The sequence below is a fragment of the Mycobacterium sp. SMC-17 genome (assembly GCF_045310915.1).
GTDB lineage: Bacteria > Actinomycetota > Actinomycetes > Mycobacteriales > Mycobacteriaceae > Mycobacterium.
In genome coordinates this window covers 181,442-204,971 of the sequence record NZ_JBJIAK010000002.1, presented here as the reverse complement: position 1 = coordinate 204,971, position 23,530 = coordinate 181,442, and the positions used below count along the sequence as shown (strand labels likewise).

The window sequence follows — 23,530 nt, the reverse complement described above, 5'->3', positions numbered from 1 at the left end:
ACCAATCCGGATCATAAGCCATGTATAGATGGTCGACGGCGAATTGGTGCCTCGGCAGATTGCAGGGGTGCCGCAGTCCGAGATCGAACGAGCTCTGGCGCAGGCTCTCGGGCGACGACTAAGCAATCTGCGCGAAGCGCGTGGGCTCACTCAGGAAGTGGTGGCTGAAGCTGCGGGCATGAGCCGCAACCACTACCAACTGCTGGAGAACGGTCTGAGCAACCGCAGGACCAAGAGGCCGGCGAACCCGCGGCTGTCGACACTCGTCGCGTTGAGCGACGTATTAGGAGTGTCTGTACCCGAGTTGGTGACGGCGATCTTCGAATGAACGCGTACGTCGGCGTCACTGACCTTGACTGGTATCGCCGTCTGCTCGCCAGCGGTCCGGAGCATGACGAAGTCAACTTCTGGCTGCCGAGCGCGGGTCAGGGGTTTGGTGCTATTGCGCGAGGTCAGGCGTTTGTCTTCAAGACACACGTTGACCGCAAATATCCTGCGCTGAGTAACCGCATTGTCGGGGTGGGCATGTTCTCCGGCTTCGCGCGTTCAACCGTCGGAGAAGCGTGGGACTTGCTCGGCGCCGCGAACGGGGTTGATTCGTTTGAGCAGTTGCGAGCGAGCATCGAGCAGTATCGGAACCATCCGCTTGGCCGGTTCGAGGACCCCCTGATCGGATGCGTCTACCTGAACAACGTGGTGTTGTTCGATGAGGGTGAGACTCTGCCTGCCCCAGACGACTTCGCGCTCAACCTCGTTCGTGGGCGAGCTTACGACCTCGAGTCGATCGGGCCAGGGCACTCGGTCGTCGAAGCGTTGCTGCAGTATCAACTCCTCGCCGACGCCCACGTTCCGTTGCTGTCGGAGATGACGCGCGGCGCGCCGGTCCTCGCGGTCCCGCGCATCGGTCAGCAGGCCTTCAAGGCGGTTGTCGCCGAAACCTACAACCACCACTGTGCGATCACCGGCGACAAAGTGCGACCGGTTCTCGAAGCGGCGCACATATTTCCGGTCGCGGCGGGTGGTGACCATCGCATCGACAACGGCTTGCTGCTGCGCTCGGACGTTCACACGCTGTTTGACCGTGGCTTCATTGCGGTCGACCCCAAGCACCGATTACGGGTCAGCCCCGCGCTGCGTGAGCGCTTCGGCAACGGTGACTGGTTCTATCAGCGGGAGGGCCAACGCATCAATCTCCCCGACCGTCGAGCAGATCGTCCGGCGAGAGAGTTTTTGGAGTGGCACAACGACGAGGTGTTCATTGCGGCCTCGTGAGCTGCGATAGATCGCGGGCCATCCAGATCTGGTCTTAGCTGAGACTGGCGACTACGCCGAGCGTGCGAGTCGCCGAGGTGTGCGTTCGCGTGTCGGCTCATCAGGTACCACGCTCGGCGTAGGGGCGGCGGCATCCGTCCGAGACAGCGGACGTCGAACACCAAAGCAACACCTTCTCAGCGAGGCGGCATCTCCTGGTCCAATACCGAGCCTTCGTGAGCGTCGGTCGCGGTGTATTTACTCGCGGCAGTGTCGAGCCGGCCGGCCAGGCTGTTCGAGGCGGCTTGCATCGCCCGAACCGCTGCGTCGCGCGATGACTGCGCGGAGCCCAGAGCGGCCGAGGTGAGACTGCACACCAGCCCGTGGGTCAGCACGACGCTCCCGGTGGCGCCCTCGGTGACGGCGCCCGCGGTGCCCAGATGCTCGGCGACTCCTTGGTGCCTGCCGGACAGCTCGGTCAAATCTGTTGGTGTGACCTTCAATTCACCACTCATGATCAGCTCCCTGCCTGGGTGGCGGCCTGCGCCGCCGATGCGATCTGGTCGTACGACGCCCCGGCACGGCGAATGAGTGTGGCGTTGTGCGCGGCGTCGCTGCCGAGTTGGGCGAAGGCTTCCATGCAGAACGGCAGAGTCGCGGCGACACCGGCGGTCTGGATCGACATGGACAGCGCTATGCCGGCGCCCGGTGGCAGTTCCACGGCCATGGCGGCGACCGCAGGCGGGATGAAGGCGGTGAGGATGGTTTGGTTGTGATCGATGTTGGTCCGGGTCGATTCCACCTGCTCGGCCTCTTTGTTCAGGACGTCGTGAATCGTGCGGTCGACCTCTGCCAAGGACTCTGCCCGCTGCTGATGCTCGGTGTTGCGATCCTCGTAGGCTTCGGAGCTGCTGCCCTGCCAACTGTCCGGCGGGCGGCACGATCCCAATTCGTCTTTCACGGCATTGAAGGCGTCTGCTCCCTGTGCAAACTGCTCGCCCTTGTCCGGGCCGCCGAAGCCACACAGATTGTTCATGACGTTCATCGAGGTCAGGGCGGCTTCAATGATGGGCGTCTCGAGTGCCGCCGCCGCTCTCGTGGCCCCGAGGGCGCTTGCCGCTGCGTGGCCGATGGGCTGCATGAATCCGACGAAATCCGCGGCGATGCCACCCGCCGCCCAACCTGGACTCTCGCCCATTCCGGTGACGTGCTGGTAGCCGCTGTACCAGTAATTCGCAGAGTTGTAGAGGTCGACCATCGTCCCCATCAGCGTACCCCCTTCGATGGTGCGGCGTCATCGCGATATCGGGTAAATCGTTCGAGCGCTTGCCCGTTGGTGAGTTCGCCCCGAGATTCGGGATGCTGCCAGTAGTACCGCACCAGTTCGTACAGCGGACGGCCGTCGGGCCCGGCGTACATTGCCGAGGACTCGATTGAGGCAATGCTGCCGTCGGCCGACCGGAACACCAGCGGAGTGAAGCGTCCCTCCACACCGTCTAATTGGTCGGTCACCGCCTCGAGGTCGCTCCAGCGCCCGCTACCCGTCTTCAGGCCGTCCAGAAACTGGTATCCGTCAGAGTTCAGGCGGATCCAGCCCATCCCGTTCTTGCGCTGGCTAAGCCAGAAGGGAATCAAGACGAATGCGCACACCCCGAAGGCGAGCTTGTACAGGCGCCCGATGACCTCGACCGGATTGTCGCCGGCTGATGGGTGAAGCGGTGAAATACCCTGATGCACCATGTCGTAGATCCCCAGGAATCCCATCGCCGCGCACGCCGGGATGCCGAGGACGTACGTCATCCGTCCCACCCGCTCCAGGCGCTGGTCGGGATGCAACGTGGTGCCGTTCGCGTCGTAACTGCATTCCGGGGCCGCGGTGGTCATGGCGAACGGGGCTCGAAGCGCGTTGAACCACCATGCCGCCAGGCCCAATGCCACAGCTGCGGTCACATAGCGGCCTGACCATGCACTGGCGCCTGCCCAGATCAAGCAGACGACAACGGCGCCAACGAGTACGGACTTTTGGAGTCCCCGCTTCGGGGTTTTCGTCGTGCCGGCGTCAGGCATGGTCGAGATCGCCGTCTGCGAAGCGGGCGACGAGTTCGACGGCAGCAGCGTCGGCCTGGGCGGGCGTGGTGAACGGCAGCATGTTCTCGGCGAAGTCCCGCGCCTGCGGAAAGTCCATGCCGTCGTCCATGAGGACCTTGACCATCGCGATGTGCATGACCGCGGAAGCACGCTTCACCGCCACCTCTGCCACCGCCTGAATCTGCTGGGAGAGTTGGGATTCCGTCAGCGCCGTGACGCTGCTGTCGAGGTCGACGCGCGCGATGACGCCGGTGAGATACGCGGTGACGGTGATGGTGTCGGCCGGGTTGCTGGCGGATGACACGGGTATGACCGCGTCATCGTCGTCCGGGGGAGTCGCGGCGACGGCATCGAGGTCGGTGCCGTCGGTGTCCGATTCGACGGAGTCGGAGGCATAGCCAAGAGCATCGAGATCGCTGTGGTCGTCGTCCCATTCGTCGGATTCGAGATGCGCGGGCATACGATGCTGTTCCACTTTCGCCGAGTTGGTGCCTGACCCAGCCTATTCCACGCGGTGTCCCCTTCCGGACACCTTCTTGCGAGAATTGGTCGAAGTGGCCGGACAAAGTGAAGTCACAAAGAGATTTTGACCTCAGGTACTTCACTTGAATTGTCGTGGTTTCGCGCCCGGTCCGACACGAATCCGTAGGTGAGGAGCGGTTCGCTCACCCTCCGTCCATCAGCGACACCCTACGCTGACCGGTATGTCAAAGTCTGCCCGTGGCAAGCAACCCAAGCGTCACCTTCGGTCGGTGCCGCCTCCGCCTTCGGTCAGACCCGAGGATCAGCCGCTGTTCCAGGCGCTGCGTACTGCGTTGCGCTCCGACCAGCCTCTGGCATTGCTCGAACTCGTGAGTGGGCTGATCACTGCCACCGATCCGCGCTCTCGCAATCCCTGGGCCCGCGATGACGATGGCCCCAGTCTCGACGCCCTGATCGAGTCGTTTATCGGTACCTCGTTCGCGCAGACCACGGCCGCGTTGTCCGTCGTCCGCGAGCTGGTGCCGGACCAGGCGATGGCGGCGCGTATCGATCGCGAATTGGCCGCGCGCCGCCAACCGTTGCCGAATTGGCTTGGCGCCCTGGCGAATACCCGTGCCGACCCGGAAGTGTGGTTCCTGACGCACGTTCTTGGCGACGGTGACGACTACTTTTTCGGCGCGACGCTGCCCGACGGCCGGCAGCTGACGGCGCTGGTTTATGTCGACCACAACATGGGCACGGTGGTCAAAGACGCATTCGTCATTCCGGAACCGATTTCAGTCGTGCTGGAGCGGCTACAACCGTCGATCGAAGACGGGCAGTCACTGACACCGTTCGACCCGGCTGAGGCGCGGGCGATAGTCGAGAAGGCGATCGATTACGGATCCCGATTGTTCCCGCCGTTGGAGTCGGAGTCCTGGCCCATGTGCCGGCCTCTCGTGGAGTGGCTGGTGCGTATGCAGCCGGCCGGAGGCGCGGTGCCGGAACGTCATGAATGGACCGACGAGGAGAGAACGGCAATCGCCGACGATTTCTTCGCCTCGCGGTTCGGTGACGCCATGGACACCGCCGATGCGCGTGGTCTGCTGGACTCGATCTTGTGGTTCGCGACCGAATGGGGACCCGGTGATCCCTACCGCTGGAGCCCCGTCAACGTTGAAATCCTCCTCGTGGACTGGGCTCCGCGAAAGATAGTGGCGGACACGGGGTATCTCGCACAGCTACCGAACGTGTTGCGCTCATTCATCGCCTACTGCCATCTCGGCCAAGGCATCAGCGCCACCCTCACGGCCGAGACCTTGACGTCCGTCGGTAGATGGGAAGGCGAATTTCAGCGGATGATCCGGACGGATCGTCCGCAGGGTGCGGCGGCGCTGGCCGCCCGGTTGCTGGGGGAGGGCTTCGGCGGATTCGACGATGACGACCCAAGCCTCGCTGAGATCATGCTCGAGCGCTTGGACGCGATGGTCGGCGGCCATTTCCAGTTGCAGAATCTGACCGACGAGCCATTGGATGATGAGTCGTTTGACTGGGCGGGCATAGCCGACGACATCCGGCCCGCCGTCGAGAAGGTGCTGGCCCTGTGCGACCGCTGCGCGGACGAGCTCTTCGATGTCGAGCACCGGACGGCGATGCGTCGCTTCCTGGGCCGTGCTGCGGTGGCCGATCCAGCGATCTTCCGTCGTAAGGCATCGTTGGAACGCGGAGCGGCCGCCGTGGCCTGGGTGATCTGCCGAGCCAACCACTCCATCGGCCGATTCGGCACGCCGCAGGTGGCTGAACTCCTCGAATGGTTCGGGATCAAGGGCAGCGTTTCGCAACGCGCCGATCCGTTGCTACGCGCGAACGGAGTTGACCCACAACTTCTTTACGGCGAGGTCGCGCTCGGTGCGGCGGACTTGCTGACGGCTGCGCGCCGCCATTCGATCATTCAGGTGAGAGATCGGTATCAGGTAGGAGGGCCGCGGCTGGAGTGACGGCTGTGACTGGAGTCGACGCGCGCTGCGATCGACTGTGCGTCAGCGCTGAAGACTTGCGAGTGTCGCACGGCGCAGGCGCACGATCAATGCGGCACGGGGTCGGAAACAGGGTTGGCGCGCAACGGGTCTGCGGCCACCGGGACCAACGGCACGGCCAGCACCGGGAACAGCGCGCACACCGCGAACGCGGCCGGGAACCCGAAGGCTCCGATCAGGGCGCCGAACACCGGCGGCACGATGCCTGCCGTCAGCAATTGCGTCGTGTTCTGCACACCCAGCGCCCGGCCACTCCAGAACGGCCCTGCGATTTCGGCAATTGCGGTGAACGACAGTCCGTTATCGGTCACGGTGACCACCGACGCCACCACCATCAGGAACACGGCCACCGGCCAGTGCAGGTAGTCGGTCAACGCCAGCAGTCCCATGGAGACCCCGGCGGCAACCGCGATCACGCGTACCGGATGCAGCCGCGAGCCCATCACATCCGACCACCGGCCGGCGCCGATTCGCCCTGCGGCACCGCACAATTGGGCCACCGTCACCATCGCGCCCGCCGCGCCGGCCGACCAGCCGTGCGCTGTCATCAGCCACACCAGCGAGAAGGTCCACACCAGGCACTGCGGCGCGACCAGCAACACCGACACGGCATGGATGCGCGCCAGTACCGACGACCCGCGGTAGGGATTGGCCAGATCGGTTGCGGGGGCGGAGGATCGGGGCGGCCGGGGCGGATCGATGACGCCGATGACGGTCACCACGGCGGCGACCAGACAGGCGATCGCGGGGAACAACAGCGCGGCCGATACCCCTGACGACTCGGCCAGGCGCGGAATCACCAAGGCGCCCAGCCCAACTCCGAGTGGCTGCGCCGTCTGGCGGATGCCCATCACGAGCCCGCGTTGCTCGGGCGGGAACCAGCCGACCACCAGCCGGCCGCTCGCGGAATTGGAACTCGCGGCCGCCATGCCGCCCAACAACAGGAAGGCTCCGACCGCCACCAACGAGTCGGCCCACGCCGCCGCGAACGCCGCCGCCGAGGTCAGCAACGACCCGACGGTCAGCACGAACCGTTCGCCGACCCGGTCGACCACCCAGCCCCACGCGATGAGCGTCAGGACCATGCCGAAGCTCGGCATGGCGGAGACCAGACCGGCACGCGACAGGTCGAGGCCGCGCTCGCCGTGCAGCGTCGGGATCAGAAAGGCGGCGCCGTTGATGAAGACGTTGGCGCACATCGTCGAGCCGAGCGCGATCACCAGCATCGACCAGCGGCGGACGGCTGAGACGTTGGTGACCATGGCTTCATGGTGCCACCAGGCTTCTCAAGATATGAATCCATTTCTCAATATATGAGAACAACTAGGGTCGGCAACATGGCTCAGCGCGCGTACTTCTCACGTTTGACGGGGGCCTTCGTGGCCGGCCTGATGCTGGTGGCGGCACCGATACCGACGGCATCGGCAGCTGCGCCGAACTGGTCGGGCCTGGACGCCCGGGCGTTCGCGGACCGGGTATCGCCGCCGGGTGGGCTCATCCGGACCGTCCCGCTGAACCCCGAGCTGTCGGTCGCCGGTGCGGCCCGCGCCTACCGAATCCTGTATTCGACCACCGACCAACACAATTCACCGGCGGTCAGTACCGGCGTGGTGTTCGTGCCGCCCGGCGAGGCCCCGCCGGGCGGCTGGCCCGTCATCGCCTGGGCGCACGGCACCGTCGGCCTGGGTGACGACTGCACGCCCTCGGCGCAGCCACGCAGCGCACGCGACAACGAGTATCTGAGCCACTGGCTGAATGAGGGTTACGTCGTCGTCGGATCCGACTACACGGGTCTGGGCACCCCGGGTCTGATGAGCTACCTCAACAGCGTCGCCACCGCGCACGCCATCATCGATTCGGTGATCGCCGCGCATCACATGAACCTGCCGCTGTCGCCGAAGTGGGCTCTGGTCGGTCAGTCCCAGGGCGGCGCGGCGGCGGTCGCGAGCGCACGGTGGGCCACCGAATTCAGCAAGGGGAGCGGCCTGGACTACCGCGGTGTCGTGGCGACCGGCACCCCGGCGAACATCGACGACGTCATCATCACGGCAGGCCCCGACATGGTGCTGCCGCCCGGGTTGGGTCCCATCGCGTCGGCCTACACGGCCTACATCCTCGCCGGCTTCCGGGAGCTGCGCCCGGACGTCAACAGTGTGCTCACGCCGGCCGGTCTGACCGCGGCGGACCAGGCCGAGACCCTGTGCACCGCACCACTGAGTGCGGCGGTGACGGGCCTCACGCCGCCACAGTTCTTCTCCGCCCCACTGGCGTCGCTACCGGACATGCGCCGGGCGCTGGCCGACTTCATGGGCACGCCCATCGCGGGCTACGACCGGCCGATCTTCCTCGGCGTCGGCCTCAAGGACCGTGACGTACCGCCGTCGTCGACCCTGAAGTTCGCCGATCAGCTCAAGGCCAACGGCCAGGACGTGGCGCTGTACGTCTACCCCGAGGATGACCACTCCAGCACCGTGCTGACCTCGATGGCCGACTCGACTCCCTTCCTGCAAGCCCAGTTCGCGGGCTGACCAGCGGGCCTCACTAGGCTGGACGGATGCGCCTAGGTCGAATTGCCAGTCCAGACGGCGTCGCTTTTGTGGTGATCGAGGGCGACCCGAACTCCGATGCGGTCTGCAAAGAAATCGCTGAGCAGTACCTGTCCCGCAACCCCACCTTCACCGGGCGCTCCTGGCCGCTGGCCGACGTCCGGCTGCTGGCGCCGATCCTGGCCAGCAAGGTGATCTGCATGGGCAAGAACTACGCGGCACACGCCCGTGAGATGGGAAGCGAGCCGCCCGAGGATCCGGTGATCTTCCTCAAGCCGAACACCGCGATCATCGGGCCGAACATCCCGATCCAGCTGCCCGCCGACGCCAACCCCGTGCACCACGAGGGCGAACTGGCGGTGGTCATCGAACGTCCGGGCAAGGACATCCCGGCGGCCAAGGCCAAGGACTACATCCTCGGCTACACGATCGCGAACGATGTCTCGGCACGTGATCAGCAGAAGAAGGACGGCCAGTGGATGCGGGCCAAGGGGCACGACACGTTCTGCCCGGTCGGCCCGTGGATCGAGACCGCCGTGGACCCGGCCGATCTGGACATCCGCACCGAGGTGAACGGCGAGAAGCGGCAGGACAGCAACACCGCGCTGCTGTTGCACGATGTCGGCGCCATCATCGAATGGGTCTCGGCCGTCATGACGCTGCTGCCCGGCGACATCATCCTCACCGGAACCCCCGAGGGCGTCGGCCCGATCGAGGACGGCGACACCGTCAGCATCACCGTCGAGGGTATCGGCACCCTCTCCAATCCTGTTGTGCGTAAAGGGAAATAACGTGAACACACCTGTCAGGGTTCGCTTCTGTCCGTCGCCGACCGGCGCGCCGCACGTCGGCCTGGTCCGCACCGCCCTCTTCAACTGGGCGTACGCGCGACACACCGGTGGCGACTTCGTCTTCCGGATCGAGGACACCGATGCTGCGCGCGACAGCGAGGAGAGCTACAACGCGATCCTCGACGCGCTGCGCTGGCTCGGGCTGAACTGGGATGAGGGGCCCGAGGTCGGCGGCCCCTACGAGCCGTACCGGCAGTCGCAGCGCGGCGACCTCTACCGCGACGTGATCGCGAAACTGCTTGCCGCGGGCGAGGTTTACGAGGCCTACTCGACGCCCGAAGAGGTCGAGGCCCGGCACCTCGCGGCGGGCCGTAACCCCAAGCTGGGCTACGACAACTACGACCGCGACCTCACCGCCGAGCAGAAGGCCGCGTTCGAGGCCGAGGGCCGAAAGCCGGTGCTGCGCCTCAAGATGCCCGACGAGGACATCTCCTGGGTGGACCTGGTGCGTGGCGAGACGACCTTCGCCGCCGGCGTGGTTCCGGACTTCGCGATCACGCGCGCGAGCGGAGAGCCGTTGTACACCTTGGTCAATCCGGTCGACGACGCGCTGATGAAGATCACCCATGTGCTGCGCGGCGAGGATCTGCTGCCGTCGACGCCGCGGCAGATCGCGCTGTACCAGGCGCTGATCCGGATCGGTGTCGCCGACGCGGTGCCGCAATTCGCCCACCTGCCAAGCGTTCTCGGTGACGGTAACAAGAAGCTGTCCAAGCGCGACCCGCAGTCCAACCTGTTCCTGCACCGCGACCGCGGATTCATCCCCGAGGGCCTGCTGAACTACCTGGCGTTGCTGGGCTGGGGCATCGCCGACGACAACGACCTCTTCAGCCTCGACGAGATGGTGGCGGCGTTCGACGTGGCCGACGTCAACTCGAACCCGGCGCGCTTCGACCAGAAGAAGGCCGACGCCATCAACGCCGAGCACATCCGCCGGCTGGCCCCGGAGGACTTCGCCGCACGGCTCAAGGCGTATCTCGACGCGCACGGCCACGACACCACGTTGAACGCCTTGGCTTTCGCCGCGGCGGCCGAGTTGATCCAGACCCGCATCGTGGTCCTCGGCGACGCGTGGGACCTCGTGAAGTTCTTCAACGACGACGCCTACGTGATCGACGAGAAGTCGGCGGCCAAGGAACTCAAGCCCGAGGCTGCCGAGGTCCTGGACGCGACGCTGAGCGCCTTGGCGGGCGTCGGCGAGTGGAACACCGCCAACATCGAGGCCGCGCTCAAGGCGGCGCTGCTGGACGGCCTGGAACTCAAGCCCCGCAAGGCGTTCGGTCCCATCCGGGTGGCGGTCACCGGCGCGACGGTCAGCCCGCCGCTGTTCGAGTCGATGGAATTGCTCGGCCGTGAGCGCAGTCTGGCGCGGTTGCAGGCGGCCCGAAACGGCCTGTGAGCGGGCGATTTAAAGGCAGGGCCAACTGTTTGGTAGTCTGCTCGTCGGCCCGGAAAGCGCAAAGCGGCGAACATCCGCTGAGGTTTCCAGGCCGAAGATGCCCGTGACCTGCGGTGATGGGCATCAAATGGGGTATGGTGTAATTGGCAACACAGCTGATTCTGGTTCAGCCATTCTAGGTTCGAGTCCTGGTACCCCAGCTGCCGGAGCGATTAGGTCAGCCAGCGCAACTGAGCTAAGCTATCGCTCCGGAAGTTCTAGCCCCCGTCGTCTAGCGGCCTAGGACGCCGCCCTCTCACGGCGGTAGCGTGGGTTCGAATCCCATCGGGGGTACGTACGAACGCCGGACCTGACAACAGGTCCGGCGTTTTGTCTTTCTCGGGGTCTCACCTGCCGCCGGCCAGGAATCCGAGATCCCGCCGGCCGCGCCCGACCGACGGCTCCGGATCGGCGCCTAGGGTGCCGTGGAGCAGTTCGTGATAAACGTCACGGAAGTCGACGGTGGTCTTCAGATCGCCGTCGGTGAGATCGGTCAGGCTCGGCTCGTCGCCGTAGAACCCGCCCTTGACCGGAGTGCCCGCGATGAACACCGGACCGGACGTGCCGTGGTCGGTGCCCTGTGATGCGTTGGCCGCGACCCGCCGCCCGAATTCGGAGTACATCAGCACCACCACGTTGCGGCCGTACGGCGTGCCCTGGAGCTTGTGGAAGAACGGCGTCAGGGCGTCGTCGAGGGTCTTGAGCAACGCCTGCTGGGGGGCGCGCTCGTCGGCATGCGTGTCGAAGCCCAGCAGCTGCGTCATGTACACCTGCGTGGGCACCCCGGCGCGGATGCAGCGGGCCACCAGTTCCAGGTCACTGGCCAACTGGTTGTCGGCCTGACCGATGGTCTGCAGCCGGCCGTTGATCACGGGTGCGAAGCGGCTGTTGGTGGAGTGGTTGGACCGGTACGACTCGCACACCTGGCTCATGGCGGTGGTGTCGTTCGGATCGTCGGCGCTGAGCGCGGCCAAGGTGCGTGCGACATCGGGCGGGATGGCCGGCACGAAGTCGGAAAGCGATGCTGCGACGTGCTTTTGGCCGACCGCCAGGGGCGGCAGCACCGTGCCGATGTTGACGGCCCGGATCGGGTCGTCGCCGGTGCTGTCCAGCCAGCGGCCGATCCAGCCGCTGGTGACCGCGTCGACGGGATTGGCGGTCTGCCAGATGTCCATGGAGCGGAAGTGGCTGCGGTCGGGCTTCGGGTAGCCGACACCGCGCACGATCGCGAGCTTGTCGGACTGCCACAGCTTCGACATCCCGGTGAGCGCGGGATTGAGCCCGAAGGCCGGGTCGAGGTGCAGCACTTCCTCGGGTTTGTAGGCGAGCTCGGGGCGGGCGTCGTGATAGGCGTTGTCCGCGTACGGGATAACGGTATTGAGGCCGTCGTTTCCGCCGTAGAGCGTGACGATCACCAGGATGCCCTGGTTGGTCTGCAGCGGACGGTCCTGACCTTCGCGCAGCAGGTCCGGCAGCGTCACCGCGGCGACGCCACCGAGCAGACCGGCGGCGCCGGCCCCGGCGCTGGCGATCAGGAATTTGCGGCGATTGAACTCGGGCATGGGGATCTCTTCAGGACGTCACGTACTCGGGGGTGATGACGGCCGCTGCCACCAGCCGGTGTGGATCGGAGACCAACGGTTTGAGCGCGGCTGCCGAGCGATCCGACCAGGCGCCGATGCCGAACAGATAGCCCACACCGTCGATCCGCTCGCTCGACGCCATCTTCTCGACGGCGCTGATGTCGCTGAGCGCCAGCAGCCGGTTCGCGGCCCAGACCCGCGCTGCCGCACTGTTGGTCGACAACCAGAGTTGGCCGCGGGGCCACCCGCCGACATCCGGTGGATAGAAGGGACGCTGACCCATCACCCGGAGCACCTGGTCGAGGTCGGCGAGGACGTGCTCGTCGTCGAGGGGAACCGCGAGCGACCGGACGATCCCCATCAGCCATTCCACCGGAGTGCTGACGACGGTGCCGGCGGCCTTGGTGAATTCGGGATCGAGGACGACGGCCTTGGTGAGCGCCTTGAGGTCCCGGTTGGGTCCGTAGGCGGCGACCAGGCGGCTCACGGTGTCGGGGGAGGCCGGCTGGTCCGAAGCCAGCAGGCGCCAGAGGGTTCCGGCGACGAACGCGGCGGAGGCGGGCTGACGCAGGACGATGTTGCAGAAGTCGGTGTCGGTGAGGTTGCCGGTGACACCGAGCACGGTTTTGACGGACTCGTCGTGGTGCTCGGCGTAGATGACGGTACCGCCGTCGGGCTTCAGGTGCCGCCCGGTGAGGGTCTTGGCGCCCTCTTTGACGTCGATCTCGGTGTAGCCGTTGGCATGTCCCATGGTGAAGAGCTCCATGAACTCCCGGGACAGGTTCTCGTTGGGTGCCGCGGCGGTGTTCACGTCACCGTCGAGCCAGTGCAGCATCGCACCGTCGGTGAGCATGGCCCACGCGAGGCTGCCGAAGTCACCGAGCTTGAGGGTGCGCAGCTTCTCGTTCTGCTCGCCCATCAACTGGGCCGCGTTGACCTTCTCTGCCGAGGTGGCAAAGTGGTTGTGCCACAACAGCGTCAGCTTCTCGTGGATGGGCTGCTGCACGGCGGCCATGCGGCGCAACCACCAGCCCGACAGTTCCTGCATGCGCGCCACGAGTTCCTGGCCGAATGCGGCGATCTCGGTGGCCGAGGCACCCGACGGCGGGTACTGCGGGATGGGGGATTTCGGCATCGGGGTCGCGATGGCACCCGGGTCGGCGTTCGGATCGAGGCTCAGCGCCCAATCGAGATACCCCGACCAGTCCTGCTTGACGACAGCGTCCACCTGGGCTCCGGTGGTTCCGAAGCCCAGGTGGCGCAGCATCCGTGCGGTTGCCAGCCACTGTGGTGGCTGCGACACGATGAAACCTACTTTCCTACGGCGGTACTCCCCGCCGGCGCTGCCGGGGCCTCTTAGGAACTTAGGTGATCAGCGCCGCCGTCGTCACCGGATGCGGCGGATTCAAAGGTTTGCTGATCGGTGTCACAGACGACGGGTGAGCGCTTCGGCCGCGGCCAGCAGATCGCTCGCCCAGCGCACGCCGGGGCGGCGGCCCATCCGGTCGATCGGCCCCGACACCGACACCGCTGCGATCACCGCACCGCGGTTGTCCCGCACCGGTGCCGAGACGCTGGCCACGCCGGGCTCGCGCTCGGCGGCGCTCTGTGCCCAACCGCGCCGGCGGACCTCCGCCAGTACCCGGTCGGTGAACTTCGCCGTCGGCAGCACCGCCTGCTGCGTCGCGGGATCGCTGTACGCCAGCAGGACTTTGGCACCGGAGCCGGCGGTCATGGGCAGCCGGCTGCCGACCGGCACGGTGTCGCGCAGGCCCGACGGTGGTTCGAGGGCCATGACGCACACCCGGGCCATGCCTTCCCGGCGGTAGAGCTGCACGCTCTCGCCGGTGATCTCGCGCAGCCGGGGGAGCACCGCGCCCGCCGCGCTCAGCAGCGGATCGTTGACCTGCCCGGCCAGTTCGGTCAGTGCCGGGCCGAGCCGCCACCGTCCCTCGTTGTCGCGGGCCAGAAGTCGGTGGACCTCGAGGCCTGCCGCCAGTCGGTGGGCGGTCGCCCGGGGCAGCCCGGTGCGGGTGCACAGTTCGGCCAGTCCACACGGTGACTCGGCCACTGAATGCAGCACACCCACCGCTTTGTCGAGGACGCCGATGCCGCTATCCTGTCTCACAGGGAGATACTAACGTCTCGCATTGTGGGATGGTAGGTCAGCCCTCCCGGGTATCGCGGAAGGAACTGCACAGTCATGACGAACAAGCCACGCACCATGGCGGAGAAGGTCTGGGCGGACCATGTGGTGGTCGAGGGTGCCGGTGAAGGTGCCGCCCGCGAACCCGATCTCATCTATATAGATCTTCATCTGGTGCACGAGGTCACCAGCCCGCAGGCATTCGACGGCCTGCGCCTGGCCGGTCGTCCCGTCCATCGCCCCGACCTCACCATCGCGACCGAGGACCACAACGTCCCCACGATCGACATCGACAAGCCGATCGCGGATCCCGTGTCCCGCACTCAGGTTGAGACGCTGCGGCGCAACTGTGCGGAATTCGGCATCCGCCTGCACCCGATGGGTGACGCGCAGCAGGGCATCGTGCACATCATCGGACCGCAGCTGGGTCTGACCCAGCCCGGTATGACGGTGGTGTGTGGTGACAGCCACACCTCGACGCACGGTGCCTTCGGCGCGATCGCGATGGGCATCGGCACGTCCGAGGTCGAGCATGTGCTGGCGACCCAGACGTTGCCGCTCAAGCCGTTCAAGACCATGGCGGTCAATGTCGACGGCGAACTGCCGCCGGGTGTCAGTGCCAAGGACATCATTCTCGCGGTGATCGCCAAGATCGGTACGGGCGGCGGTCAGGGTCACGTCATCGAATACCGCGGCAGTGCCATCGAATCGCTGTCGATGGAAGGCCGCATGACGATCTGCAACATGAGCATCGAAGCGGGCGCCCGCGCCGGCATGGTGGCGCCCGACGAGACGACGTTCGAGTTCCTCAAGGGCCGTCCGCATGCGCCGCAGGGGGCGGATTGGGACGCGGCCGTGGCGGCCTGGACGGCGTTACGTACTGACGAGGGTGCCGAATTCGACACCGAGGTGCACGTCGACGCGGCCACCCTGAGCCCGTTCGTCACCTGGGGTACCAACCCCGGGCAGGGCGTGCCGCTGTCCGCGAATGTCCCTGACCCAGAACAGATGTTCGATGAAGGCGACCGGCTGGCCGCCGAAAAGGCGTTGGCCTACATGGACCTTCGGGCCAATACGCCCATGCGGGATATCGCGGTGGACACCGTGTTCGTCGGGTCCTGCACCAACGGCCGGATCGAGGATCTGCGAGTGGTGGCCGACGTGCTGCGTGGCCGCAAGGTCGCCGATGGCGTGCGGATGCTGGTGGTGCCCGGATCGATGGCGGTGCGCGCACAGGCCGAATCCGAGGGTCTGGGCGAGGTTTTCACCGCCGCCGGCGCCGAATGGCGGCAGGCCGGATGTTCGATGTGCCTGGGCATGAACCCCGATCAGCTGGCTCCGGGGGAGCGCAGCGCCTCGACATCCAACCGGAATTTCGAAGGCCGCCAAGGCAAGGGCGGCCGCACCCACCTGGTGTCTCCCGCTGTCGCCGCCGCCACCGCGGTGCGCGGAACCCTGTCCTCACCCGCTGATCTGAGCTAGGAGCGCACTGTAATGGAGGCTTTCCACACCCACACCGGAATCGGCGTTCCGCTGCGCCGGTCCAATGTCGACACCGACCAGATCATCCCCGCGGTGTACCTGAAGCGGGTCACCCGAACGGGTTTCGAGGACGGACTGTTCGCCGGCTGGCGGACCGATCCGTCGTTCATCCTCAACCTCCCGCCGTTCGACCGCGGCTCGGTTCTGGTCGCCGGACCCGATTTCGGCACCGGCTCGTCGCGCGAACACGCGGTGTGGGCATTGATGGATTACGGATTCCGGGTCGTCATCTCGTCGCGCTTCGCAGATATTTTTCGGGGAAATTCTGGCAAGGCCGGATTGCTCGCCGCGGAGGTCGCACAGGACGATGTCGAACTGCTCTGGAAGCTGATCGAGCAGAACCCGGGGCTGGAAATCACTGTGAATCTTCAAGATCGGAATTTGACCGCGGGAACGGTCGTGCTGCCCTTCAAGATTGACGATTACACCGCATGGCGGCTGCTCGAAGGTCTTGACGATATAGGCCTTACGCTGCGGAAACGCGACGAGATCGAGGCCTTCGAGCAGCGTCGGCCGAGCTACAAACCGCGCACTCTGCCGGCCTGACCAAGGGGCTCCGCAGGCCCCGGCGGAGGGCCTGCGGAGCAATTTCGGCACTCGGGCGCAGCTCGAATCCCTGCCCCCGCAACCACGTTTCGAAACCTCTCAACCACCTCCCAAGTGGGCCAACCGGATTGCCGAATTTCGTCATAGCTATGCCCGAAACCGGGCGTGGCTCTTGGAAATCGGCGGGTACTGGGTTTACCGTGTGCATTAGTCGGTCCACCCAGGGCCACTGAATCGGAGGTTTTGGATGAACAAAGCAGAACTCATCGATGCCCTGACAGAGAAGTTGGGCACCGATCGTCGTCAGGCCACCGCGGCCGTCGAGCACATCGTGGACACCATCGTCCGCGCCGTGCACAAGGGTGAGAGCGTCACCATCACCGGCTTCGGCGTCTTCGAGCAGCGTCGCCGCGCCGCCCGCGTCGCGCGCAACCCGCGCACCGGTGAGACCGTCAAGGTGAAGCCGACGTCGGTTCCGGCTTTCCGCCCGGGCGCTCAGTTCAAGGCCGTTGTCGCTGGCCTGCAGCGTCTTTCGGCTGACGGCCCCGCCGTGAAGCGCGGCGCCACCGCAGCTCCGGCCAAGCGTGGCGCTGCCAAGAAGGCCGCCCCGGCCAAGAAGGCCGCTCCCGCCAAGAAGGCCGCTCCCGCCAAGAAGGCCGCCGCCACCAAGGCTCCGGCCAAGAAGGCCGCTCCGGCCAAGAAGGCCGCTCCGGCGAAGAAGGCTGCGGCTCCGGCCAAGAAGGCCGCTCCCGCCAAGAAGGCCGCTCCGGCGAAGAAGGCTGCGGCTCCGGCCAAGAAGGCCGCTCCCGCCAAGAAGGCCGCACCGGCGAAGAAGGCTGCGGCTCCGGCCAAGAAGGCCGCTCCCGCCAAGAAGGCCGAACCGGCCAAGAAGGCTGCTCCCGCCAAGAAGGGCCGCCGCTAAGCCCTATCCGATAGGTCCGACTCGGACACGCCGTGGATCAACCGATCCACGGCGTGTCTGTGTGTGGAGTGTCAGCGCTTCGTCGGCAGTGGGCTGCCGATGTGATCCGCGGCGACGAGCGCGTCACCGTGCAGTGACATCACCCACATGCTGCCCTTGCGATTACGCGATTTGTCGGGCCGGATGCCGCTGCGCTCGCACCACCACGAAATCAGGTCCGGGATCACCTTGCCCTGCGTGCAGATGACGGGGACCGTGTCGTCGTCGGCTTTTGCGGCGATCTTCAGCACCCGCTTGCGGGCCGCGTCGGCGTCGGCCGCGAAAGCCTCTTCGGTCAGCGTCGGTTCATCCCGTACCCGGACACCGAGCTCCTGCGCCAGCGGTTCCACGGTCTGGTGGCACCGGGTCCGCGACGCCGCATGGACCTCGCTGGCCCCGAAGGCGAGCAGTTGGCCGACAAGCGATTCCGCCTGTGCCCGGCCTTTCTTGTCGAGCGGCCGCAGCCGGTCGTCGCCCTTGTACCGAGCCTTGCGGCCCGCGGTTGCGTGCCGGACGATCAGCACGGTGCGGGTATCGGCGGGCCGACGGGTGAAGCGCCGCAGAACTTGTCGGTCATGCGGATATTGCAGCCGGAGCATGGCCTCGGCCACCGGCAGCCAGTCGAGCTTGTCGACCTCGGCATTGGGGCTGAACCCGCCGCCGGTCGTGCGGGCCGCCCAGTAGCGAACCTTCTTGGTGCCGTACTCCAGCGGATAGCTGACGGAGGCCAGCCGGCGGCCCAGCACCGACTCGTACCCGGTCTCTTCCAGGATTTCCCGTACGGCGGTAACCGGTTCGGTTTCACCGGGATCCACCTTGCCCTTGGGCAGCGACCAGTCGTCGTAGCGCGGTCGGTGGACGACGGCGATCAGTGGCGCGCCGGATTCGCCGGGGCGCCACAACACCGCCCCCGCTGCCAGCACCGGCGTCGCGCGGGTGTCATGCGCCGTCTTGTTCGGCACCTGTGCTCCTGGATGTGGTTGTCGGGATCAGGTTTTCGCGGTGCGTTGCTGCCGGGCGAAAACTACGGCGTGCGATGCCGCTCCATGATCGACACCTGGTGATCCCGGACCTTCTCGCCTTCGCGCGGCAGCGCGGTCCAGTGTCCGTCCGGACCCAGCTCCCAGCAACGGGTGGCCGGATCCATCGCGGAATCGAACACCCCGCTCAGCTCCTCGGTCAGTCTCGGGTCCTTCACCTGCGCCATCACCTCGACGCGTCGGTCGAGATTACGATGCATCATGTCGGCGCTGCCGATCCAGAATTCATTGATGGCGTTGAAGTGAATAACGCGTGAATGTTCAAGGAAGCGGCCGAGAATCGAGCGCACGACGATGTTCTCGGAGAATCCCTCGGCGCCGGGACGCAGCGCGCAGATACCCCGGACCACGACCTCGACCCGCACCCCGGCCTGCGACGCCCGATACAGCGCATCGATGACCTGTTCGTCGACCAGGGCGTTCATCTTCATCCGGATCCGGCCGTCGCCGCCGGCCCGCTTGGCCTCGATCTCGCGCTCGATGCGCTCGATGATGCCGCGCCGCACGCTGTGCGGAGCGACCAGCAGGTTGCGGTACGACACCTTGCGTGAGTAGCCGGTCAGCGAGTTGAACAGGTCGGTGAGGTCGGCGCCGATCTCCGGCGAGGCCGTCAGCAGGCCGACGTCTTCGTACAGGCGTGCGGTTTTCGGGTTGTAGTTGCCCGTGCCCACATGGCAATAGCGGCGGATGGTCGAACCTTCGCGACGCACCACCAACGCCGTCTTGCAATGGGTCTTGAGCCCGATGAGCCCGTACACCACGTGCACGCCCGCCTGCTCCAGCGCGCGGGCCCACTTGATGTTGGCCTGCTCGTCGAACCGGGCCTTGATCTCCACCAGCGCCACCACCTGCTTGCCGGCCTCGGCGGCGTCGATCAGGGCGTTGACGATGGGGGAGTCACCCGAGGTGCGGTACAGCGTCTGCTTGATGGCCAACACATTCGGGTCGGCGGCGGCCTGCTCGATGAAACGCTGCACCGTGGTGGAGAACGAGTCGTACGGGTGGTGCACCAGGACGTCGCCGTCGCGGAGCGTCGAGAAGATACTCTTCGGTGTCTCCCGCTCGCCGAACGCCGGGGGCGTGGCCGGCACGAACGGCCGGTCCTTCAGGTCGGGCCGGTCGACGCCGTAGATCTGCCACAGTGACGAAAGGTCCAGCAGTCCAGGAACTTCGATCACGTCGCCGGGGTGCACGTCGAGCTCGCGCAGCAGCAGGTCGAGCATGTTCTCGGTCATGTCGGTGGCGACTTCGAGCCGAACCGGTGAGCCGAACCGCCTGCGCGCCAGCTCGCGTTCCAGCGCCTGCAGCAGATCCTCGTCGCGATCTTCTTCGACTTCGAAGTCGGCGTTGCGGGTGATCCGGAACGCGTGGTGCTCGACGATGTCCAGCCCGGGGAACAGCACCGGCAGGAACGCCGCGATGAGTTCTTCCATCGGCAGGAACCGCACGCGCGACTTCACGCCGTCGCCCGTCGTGCCCGGCTCGGGCAGCTCCACGAACCGATCGACGTTGTCCGGCACCTTGATTCGGGCGAAGTGCTGGGTGCCGTCGTCGGGATTGCGCACGGTGATGGCGAGGTTGATGCTCAGGCCGCTCACGAAGGGGAAGGGGTGCGCGGGGTCGACGGCCAGCGGCGTCAGCACCGGGAACACCTGATCGTGGAAATACGTGGAGAGCTTGGACTGCTCGTGCTCGTCCAGCTCGCTCCAGTTGACGATCGTGATGCCCTGCTCGGCCAGTGCCGGGCGCACCACCTCTCCGAACACCGTGGCGTGTCGGGTCGAGATCTGCTGGGTGCGTTCACCGATCCGGCGCAGTTGCTCGCGCGGCGACAGCCCGTCCGCCGACCGGACCGAGAGCCCGGTCTCGTCACGGCGCTTCAGCCCGGCCACCCGGACCATGTAGAACTCATCGAGATTCGAGGCGAAGATCGCCAGGAACTTGGCCTGCTCCAACAACGGCAGCGACCGGTCGGCGGCGAGCGCCAACACCCGGGCGTTGAAGTCCAGCCAGCTCAGCTCGCGGTTGAGGTACCGGTCATCGGGTAGCGCGCCGTCCGTCGGATCCGCGGTGGCAGCGGGCAGTGTCTCCGGGTCCGAGTCGACGGGTGTGCGGTCGGTGTGTGCTGAACGGGTGTCGGCTTCGGTCACCCCGACGATCATTCCCTATCTGCTGGGTGCAGGCCACATGGTTGGTGAACGCCGGTGGTCAGCCGACGATCCGCGTCGTGGCCGGGCCGACACCGAGCCGGCGCGCCGTCTCGAGGTCGTCCGGGGTGTCGATGTCACAGCGCAGGCCCGGCCAGTCACCCGGCAGTTCCACCGCGCCCGAATCGGCATGGCGCCGTGCGGAATCGGCGCCGAACTCGGGAACGAGTGGGGCACCGAAGGCGAACAGTGCCGCGGTGCCGGTCCGGTGCCGGTCGGCGATGAAACTGCGGGCATGCCGACTGGCGCCGGCGATCGCGTCGGCCAATTCCGCGGTGCGCAGCGCGGGCAGGTCACCTTGCAACACCGCGACGTTCGTCACCCGGTCCCGCAGCACGCGCTCGGTGGCGGCGAGTGCGTGATTCAACGGATCGGGGTGTCCGGCCGGCGTGGGGTCCAGCAGCACGCCGGCACCGAGTTCGCGCACCGCGGCGGCGGCGTCCGGGTCGGGCGTGACGACGGTCACCGAGCCGACGGCCGGCACGGCCAGGGCCGCGGTGATGGTGTCGAGCAGCATCGCGAGCACCACCTGCTCGCGCAGATCGCCGGCGAAAACCGGGGCCAGTCGGGTCTTGGCCGCGGCCAGCCGTTTCACCGCGATGATCAACCCGACACCGGCGCCATCGCCGGCCGTCTGCACCCTCGGGTCGCCGCTCATGACCGCCATACTGCCAAAGGGCCGGCGGGGCTACTGTTGACGCGTGGTGGAGGCAGCGGTGATGGGTGCCGGCGCGTGGGGGACGGCACTGGCTAAAGTCCTGGCGGACGCGGGCAACAATGTGACGCTGTGGGCGCGCAGCGCCGAGGTGGCGCGCGAGATCAACGAGACCCACCGGAACTCGAAATATCTCGGTGACCGGGCGCTACCGGCGTCCATCAAGGCGACCGCGGACCCCGCCGAGGCGCTGACGGGCGCCTGCACCGTGCTGCTGGCGGTGCCGTCGCAGACGCTGCGCACCAACCTGACCGCCTGGACCGGACATCTCGGTGATGACACCACGCTCGTCAGCGTGGCCAAGGGCATCGAACTCGACAACCTGTTGCGCATGAGCCAGGTCATCGTCCAGGTGACGGGCGCCGATCCGAGCCGGGTCGCCGTCCTCAGCGGACCGAACCTGGCCAGCGAGGTGGTCGACGAGCAGCCCGCCGCCACCCTCATCGCGTGTACCGACTCGGGACGCGCGGTCGCGTTGCAGCGCGCATTCGCCACCGGCTACTTCCGGCCGTACACCAGCGCCGACGTGATCGGCGCCGAAGTGGGCGGGGCCTGCAAGAACGTCATCGCGCTGGCGTGCGGCATGGCAGCGGGCGCCGGGTTCGGCGAGAACACCGCCGCCGCGATCATCACCCGCGGACTGGCCGAGATCATGCGACTGGGAATCGCGCTCGGCGCCAAGGGCGTAACCCTTGCCGGGCTGGCCGGCGTCGGCGATCTGGTCGCCACCTGCACCTCGCCGCAGTCCCGCAACCGCAGCTTCGGTGAGCGCCTGGCGCGCGGTGGCACCATGGAGTCGGCGACCGCCGCGGCCAGCGGCAAGGTCGCCGAGGGTGTCACGTCCTGCCAGTCGGTGCTCGCCCTCGCCGAGAGCTACGACGTCGAGATGCCGCTGACCGACGCGGTGAACCGGGTGTGCCACAAGGGTTTGTCGGTGGACCAGGCGTTCGCATTGTTGCTCGGCCGCAGCACCAAGCCGGAGTGAGTCGTGGACGGCCAACTCGGCGATTCCACCCGTAGCGTCAAAGCGACTGCGTCGCAACGTGTTCCGGGGCTACCGGTGGCACCGCCGCCGGTTCCGGTGGCGGCCTACCATTTGTCCGACGACGAATCCGACGGTCTGGACTTCTACGGCCGCAACTCCAATCCGGCCTGGCGCCAACTGGAATCGGCCCTGGCCGAGCTCGAGGGCGCCACGTCGGCGCTGACATTCTCCTCGGGGATGGCCGCCATCTCGTCGGCACTACGGGTGCTGGCGGCCCCCGGCACCACCCTGGTCGTCCCCGCGGACGGCTACTACCAGGTGCGCCGATACGCAGCCGAGCATCTCGCGGCCCGCGGCGTCACCGTGATCGAGGCGGCCGCCGCGGACATCTGTGGCACGGCGGCGCAGCTTTCCCGTGCCGACGTCGTGCTCGCCGAATCCCCGGTCAACCCGACGCTGGATGTCGTCGACCTGCACCGGTTGTCCACCATCTGCCGCTCCCGCGGCGCGACCCTGATGGTCGACAACACCGCCGCGACCCCGCTGGGCCAGCGGCCGCTGTCGCTGGGCGCGGATCTGGTGGTCGCGAGCGCGACGAAGGGGCTGTCCGGGCACAGTGATCTGCTGGCCGGCTACGTCGCCGGGTGCCATCGCGAGGTGATGGCCGCCATCGAACGGGACCGACTGCTGGCCGGCGCGATCCTCGGCCACTTCGAGGCCTGGTTGGCGCTGCGCAGCCTCGGCACCGCCGGACTGCGGTTCGAAAGGCAGTGCGGCAACGCGCTCGCACTGGCGATGACGCTCGACGCCCATCCCGCCGTGCGCGCGGTGCGTTATCCGGGTCTGCCGACCGATCCGGCGCATCCCGTCGCCCGCGAGCAGATGCGACGTTTCGGCGGCCTCATCGCGATCGAACTGGCCGATGCCGCCGCCGTCCGGGACCTGGTGAACCGCAGCCAGCTGCTGGTCGCCGCGACCAGTTTCGGCGGCATCCACACCTCGGTCGACAGGCGCGCACGCTGGGGCGATGCGGTGGAGCCGGGCTTTGCGCGGATATCGCTCGGCATCGAGGACACCGACGACCTACTGGCGGACATCACGGCTGCGCTCGGGTAGCCGCGTGCTCAGCCAGG

At 66.8% G+C, this 23,530-nt stretch carries 22 protein-coding genes and 2 tRNA genes; 13 read left to right on the top strand and 11 right to left on the bottom strand.

Translation table 11 applies throughout. The features are described 5' to 3' along the window. The first annotated feature begins 28 nt into the window (after positions 1 to 28). A complete protein-coding gene (locus ACJH7A_RS02305; RefSeq protein ID WP_138248776.1) occupies positions 29 to 328 on the top strand; it encodes a helix-turn-helix domain-containing protein in 300 nt (99 codons plus the stop codon). Beyond that, on the top strand, positions 325 to 1,272 hold the full coding sequence (locus ACJH7A_RS02300; protein WP_138248777.1) for an HNH endonuclease: 948 nt from the start codon (positions 325 to 327) through the stop codon (positions 1,270 to 1,272). Before ACJH7A_RS02305 ends, ACJH7A_RS02300 begins: the two co-directional genes overlap by 4 nt. A gap of 176 nt (positions 1,273 to 1,448) precedes the next feature. Here ACJH7A_RS02300 and ACJH7A_RS02295 read toward each other — a convergent pair whose 3' ends face one another. Genes ACJH7A_RS02295 through ACJH7A_RS02280 form a run of 4 tightly spaced genes read right to left on the bottom strand, consistent with a single transcriptional unit; the run spans position 1,449 to position 3,799 of the window. Beyond that, positions 1,449 to 1,766 carry an ESX-1 secretion-associated protein gene (locus ACJH7A_RS02295; RefSeq protein ID WP_138248778.1) on the bottom strand — a complete coding sequence of 106 codons (318 nt, stop codon included), beginning with the start codon at positions 1,764 to 1,766 and terminating at the stop codon, positions 1,449 to 1,451. Between the two features lie 2 nt (positions 1,767 to 1,768). Continuing rightward, complete coding sequence (locus ACJH7A_RS02290; protein WP_406801366.1) at positions 1,769 to 2,518, bottom strand: EspA/EspE family type VII secretion system effector; 750 nt, start codon at positions 2,516 to 2,518, stop codon at positions 1,769 to 1,771. Next, positions 2,518 to 3,318, bottom strand: a complete 801-nt coding sequence (locus ACJH7A_RS02285) for a hypothetical protein (RefSeq protein ID WP_138248779.1) — start codon at positions 3,316 to 3,318, stop codon at positions 2,518 to 2,520. Before ACJH7A_RS02285 ends, ACJH7A_RS02290 begins: the two co-directional genes overlap by 1 nt. Then, the gene (locus ACJH7A_RS02280) at positions 3,311 to 3,799 is read right to left on the bottom strand and encodes a hypothetical protein (protein WP_138248780.1); all 489 of its coding nucleotides are present in this window, start codon (positions 3,797 to 3,799) and stop codon (positions 3,311 to 3,313) included. The genes ACJH7A_RS02285 and ACJH7A_RS02280 overlap by 8 nt, the downstream gene beginning before the upstream one ends. Before the next feature lie 541 nt (positions 3,800 to 4,340). Here ACJH7A_RS02280 and ACJH7A_RS02275 point away from each other — a divergent pair. Next, a complete protein-coding gene (locus ACJH7A_RS02275) occupies positions 4,341 to 5,798 on the top strand; it encodes a hypothetical protein (RefSeq protein WP_406801365.1) in 1,458 nt (485 codons plus the stop codon). 86 nt (positions 5,799 to 5,884) lie between these two features. Here ACJH7A_RS02275 and ACJH7A_RS02270 read toward each other — a convergent pair whose 3' ends face one another. After that, a complete protein-coding gene (locus tag ACJH7A_RS02270) occupies positions 5,885 to 7,099 on the bottom strand; it encodes an MFS transporter (RefSeq protein ID WP_138248782.1) in 1,215 nt (404 codons plus the stop codon). 75 nt (positions 7,100 to 7,174) lie between these two features. Between ACJH7A_RS02270 and ACJH7A_RS02265 the strand changes: the two genes are divergently transcribed. From ACJH7A_RS02265 to ACJH7A_RS02245, 5 genes are all read left to right on the top strand, one after another. Further along, the gene (locus ACJH7A_RS02265) at positions 7,175 to 8,365 is read left to right on the top strand and encodes an alpha/beta hydrolase family protein (RefSeq protein ID WP_406801364.1); all 1,191 of its coding nucleotides are present in this window, start codon (positions 7,175 to 7,177) and stop codon (positions 8,363 to 8,365) included. Between the two features lie 26 nt (positions 8,366 to 8,391). Next, positions 8,392 to 9,174 carry a fumarylacetoacetate hydrolase family protein gene (locus ACJH7A_RS02260; protein WP_029105771.1) on the top strand — a complete coding sequence of 261 codons (783 nt, stop codon included), beginning with the start codon at positions 8,392 to 8,394 and terminating at the stop codon, positions 9,172 to 9,174. Between the two features lies 1 nt (position 9,175). Continuing rightward, entirely contained in the window at positions 9,176 to 10,633 is a 1,458-nt protein-coding gene (gene gltX / locus ACJH7A_RS02255) for a glutamate--tRNA ligase (RefSeq protein WP_138248783.1), read from the top strand. A gap of 128 nt (positions 10,634 to 10,761) precedes the next feature. Beyond that, positions 10,762 to 10,833, top strand: a tRNA-Gln gene (locus tag ACJH7A_RS02250). Positions 10,834 to 10,893: 60 nt separating this feature from the next. After that, positions 10,894 to 10,966 (top strand) — tRNA-Glu (locus ACJH7A_RS02245). A 53-nt stretch (positions 10,967 to 11,019) separates the two neighbouring features. Here ACJH7A_RS02245 and ACJH7A_RS02240 read toward each other — a convergent pair. From ACJH7A_RS02240 to ACJH7A_RS02230, 3 genes are all read right to left on the bottom strand, one after another. Continuing rightward, positions 11,020 to 12,234, bottom strand: coding sequence for a DUF1501 domain-containing protein (locus ACJH7A_RS02240; protein WP_061001002.1), 1,215 nt, complete (start codon positions 12,232 to 12,234; stop codon positions 11,020 to 11,022). Between the two features lie 10 nt (positions 12,235 to 12,244). Further along, positions 12,245 to 13,558, bottom strand: a complete 1,314-nt coding sequence (locus ACJH7A_RS02235) for a DUF1800 domain-containing protein (protein WP_406801363.1) — start codon at positions 13,556 to 13,558, stop codon at positions 12,245 to 12,247. Positions 13,559 to 13,681: 123 nt separating this feature from the next. Further along, entirely contained in the window at positions 13,682 to 14,383 is a 702-nt protein-coding gene (locus tag ACJH7A_RS02230) for an IclR family transcriptional regulator (RefSeq protein ID WP_029105769.1), read from the bottom strand. Between the two features lie 75 nt (positions 14,384 to 14,458). On the opposite strand from ACJH7A_RS02230, the gene leuC reads away from it, so the two are divergent. From leuC to ACJH7A_RS02215, 3 genes are all read left to right on the top strand, one after another. After that, on the top strand, positions 14,459 to 15,883 hold the full coding sequence (leuC, locus tag ACJH7A_RS02225) for a 3-isopropylmalate dehydratase large subunit (protein WP_135357174.1): 1,425 nt from the start codon (positions 14,459 to 14,461) through the stop codon (positions 15,881 to 15,883). A gap of 12 nt (positions 15,884 to 15,895) precedes the next feature. Then, complete coding sequence (gene leuD, locus ACJH7A_RS02220; RefSeq protein WP_064860460.1) at positions 15,896 to 16,489, top strand: 3-isopropylmalate dehydratase small subunit; 594 nt, start codon at positions 15,896 to 15,898, stop codon at positions 16,487 to 16,489. A 247-nt stretch (positions 16,490 to 16,736) separates the two neighbouring features. Continuing rightward, positions 16,737 to 17,411 carry an HU family DNA-binding protein gene (locus ACJH7A_RS02215; RefSeq protein WP_135357175.1) on the top strand — a complete coding sequence of 225 codons (675 nt, stop codon included), beginning with the start codon at positions 16,737 to 16,739 and terminating at the stop codon, positions 17,409 to 17,411. Between the two features lie 71 nt (positions 17,412 to 17,482). Here ACJH7A_RS02215 and ACJH7A_RS02210 read toward each other — a convergent pair whose 3' ends face one another. The 3 genes from ACJH7A_RS02210 to cofC all read right to left on the bottom strand — a co-directional run bounded on the left by ACJH7A_RS02210 (position 17,483) and on the right by cofC (position 21,355). Further along, positions 17,483 to 18,412, bottom strand: coding sequence for an NUDIX domain-containing protein (locus ACJH7A_RS02210; protein ID WP_406801362.1), 930 nt, complete (start codon positions 18,410 to 18,412; stop codon positions 17,483 to 17,485). A 62-nt stretch (positions 18,413 to 18,474) separates the two neighbouring features. Then, positions 18,475 to 20,640 (bottom strand): RNA degradosome polyphosphate kinase, encoded by a 2,166-nt coding sequence (locus ACJH7A_RS02205; RefSeq protein WP_374704296.1) that lies wholly within the window; start codon positions 20,638 to 20,640, stop codon positions 18,475 to 18,477. A 58-nt stretch (positions 20,641 to 20,698) separates the two neighbouring features. After that, positions 20,699 to 21,355, bottom strand: coding sequence for a 2-phospho-L-lactate guanylyltransferase (gene cofC, locus ACJH7A_RS02200; protein WP_374704297.1), 657 nt, complete (start codon positions 21,353 to 21,355; stop codon positions 20,699 to 20,701). 43 nt (positions 21,356 to 21,398) lie between these two features. Between cofC and ACJH7A_RS02195 the strand changes: the two genes are divergently transcribed. Together ACJH7A_RS02195 and ACJH7A_RS02190 are read left to right on the top strand one after the other, a co-directional pair. After that, complete coding sequence (locus ACJH7A_RS02195; protein ID WP_212811929.1) at positions 21,399 to 22,397, top strand: NAD(P)H-dependent glycerol-3-phosphate dehydrogenase; 999 nt, start codon at positions 21,399 to 21,401, stop codon at positions 22,395 to 22,397. A 3-nt stretch (positions 22,398 to 22,400) separates the two neighbouring features. Next, positions 22,401 to 23,513, top strand: a complete 1,113-nt coding sequence (locus tag ACJH7A_RS02190; RefSeq protein ID WP_406801361.1) for a cystathionine gamma-lyase — start codon at positions 22,401 to 22,403, stop codon at positions 23,511 to 23,513. The last annotated feature ends 17 nt before the right edge of the window (positions 23,514 to 23,530 follow it).

Coding starts and splice junctions, on each gene's coding strand:
- ACJH7A_RS02305 (WP_138248776.1), top strand. CDS start 29: ATGGTCGACGGCGAATTGGTGCCTCGGCAGATTGCAGGGGTGCCGCAG.
- ACJH7A_RS02300 (WP_138248777.1), top strand. CDS start 325: ATGAACGCGTACGTCGGCGTCACTGACCTTGACTGGTATCGCCGTCTG.
- ACJH7A_RS02295 (WP_138248778.1), bottom strand. CDS start 1,766: ATGAGTGGTGAATTGAAGGTCACACCAACAGATTTGACCGAGCTGTCC.
- ACJH7A_RS02290 (WP_406801366.1), bottom strand. CDS start 2,518: ATGGGGACGATGGTCGACCTCTACAACTCTGCGAATTACTGGTACAGC.
- ACJH7A_RS02285 (WP_138248779.1), bottom strand. CDS start 3,318: ATGCCTGACGCCGGCACGACGAAAACCCCGAAGCGGGGACTCCAAAAG.
- ACJH7A_RS02280 (WP_138248780.1), bottom strand. CDS start 3,799: ATGCCCGCGCATCTCGAATCCGACGAATGGGACGACGACCACAGCGAT.
- ACJH7A_RS02270 (WP_138248782.1), bottom strand. CDS start 7,099: ATGGTCACCAACGTCTCAGCCGTCCGCCGCTGGTCGATGCTGGTGATC.
- ACJH7A_RS02265 (WP_406801364.1), top strand. CDS start 7,175: ATGGCTCAGCGCGCGTACTTCTCACGTTTGACGGGGGCCTTCGTGGCC.
- ACJH7A_RS02260 (WP_029105771.1), top strand. CDS start 8,392: ATGCGCCTAGGTCGAATTGCCAGTCCAGACGGCGTCGCTTTTGTGGTG.
- ACJH7A_RS02240 (WP_061001002.1), bottom strand. CDS start 12,234: ATGCCCGAGTTCAATCGCCGCAAATTCCTGATCGCCAGCGCCGGGGCC.
- leuC (WP_135357174.1), top strand. CDS start 14,459: ATGACGAACAAGCCACGCACCATGGCGGAGAAGGTCTGGGCGGACCAT.
- leuD (WP_064860460.1), top strand. CDS start 15,896: ATGGAGGCTTTCCACACCCACACCGGAATCGGCGTTCCGCTGCGCCGG.
- ACJH7A_RS02215 (WP_135357175.1), top strand. CDS start 16,737: ATGAACAAAGCAGAACTCATCGATGCCCTGACAGAGAAGTTGGGCACC.
- cofC (WP_374704297.1), bottom strand. CDS start 21,355: ATGAGCGGCGACCCGAGGGTGCAGACGGCCGGCGATGGCGCCGGTGTC.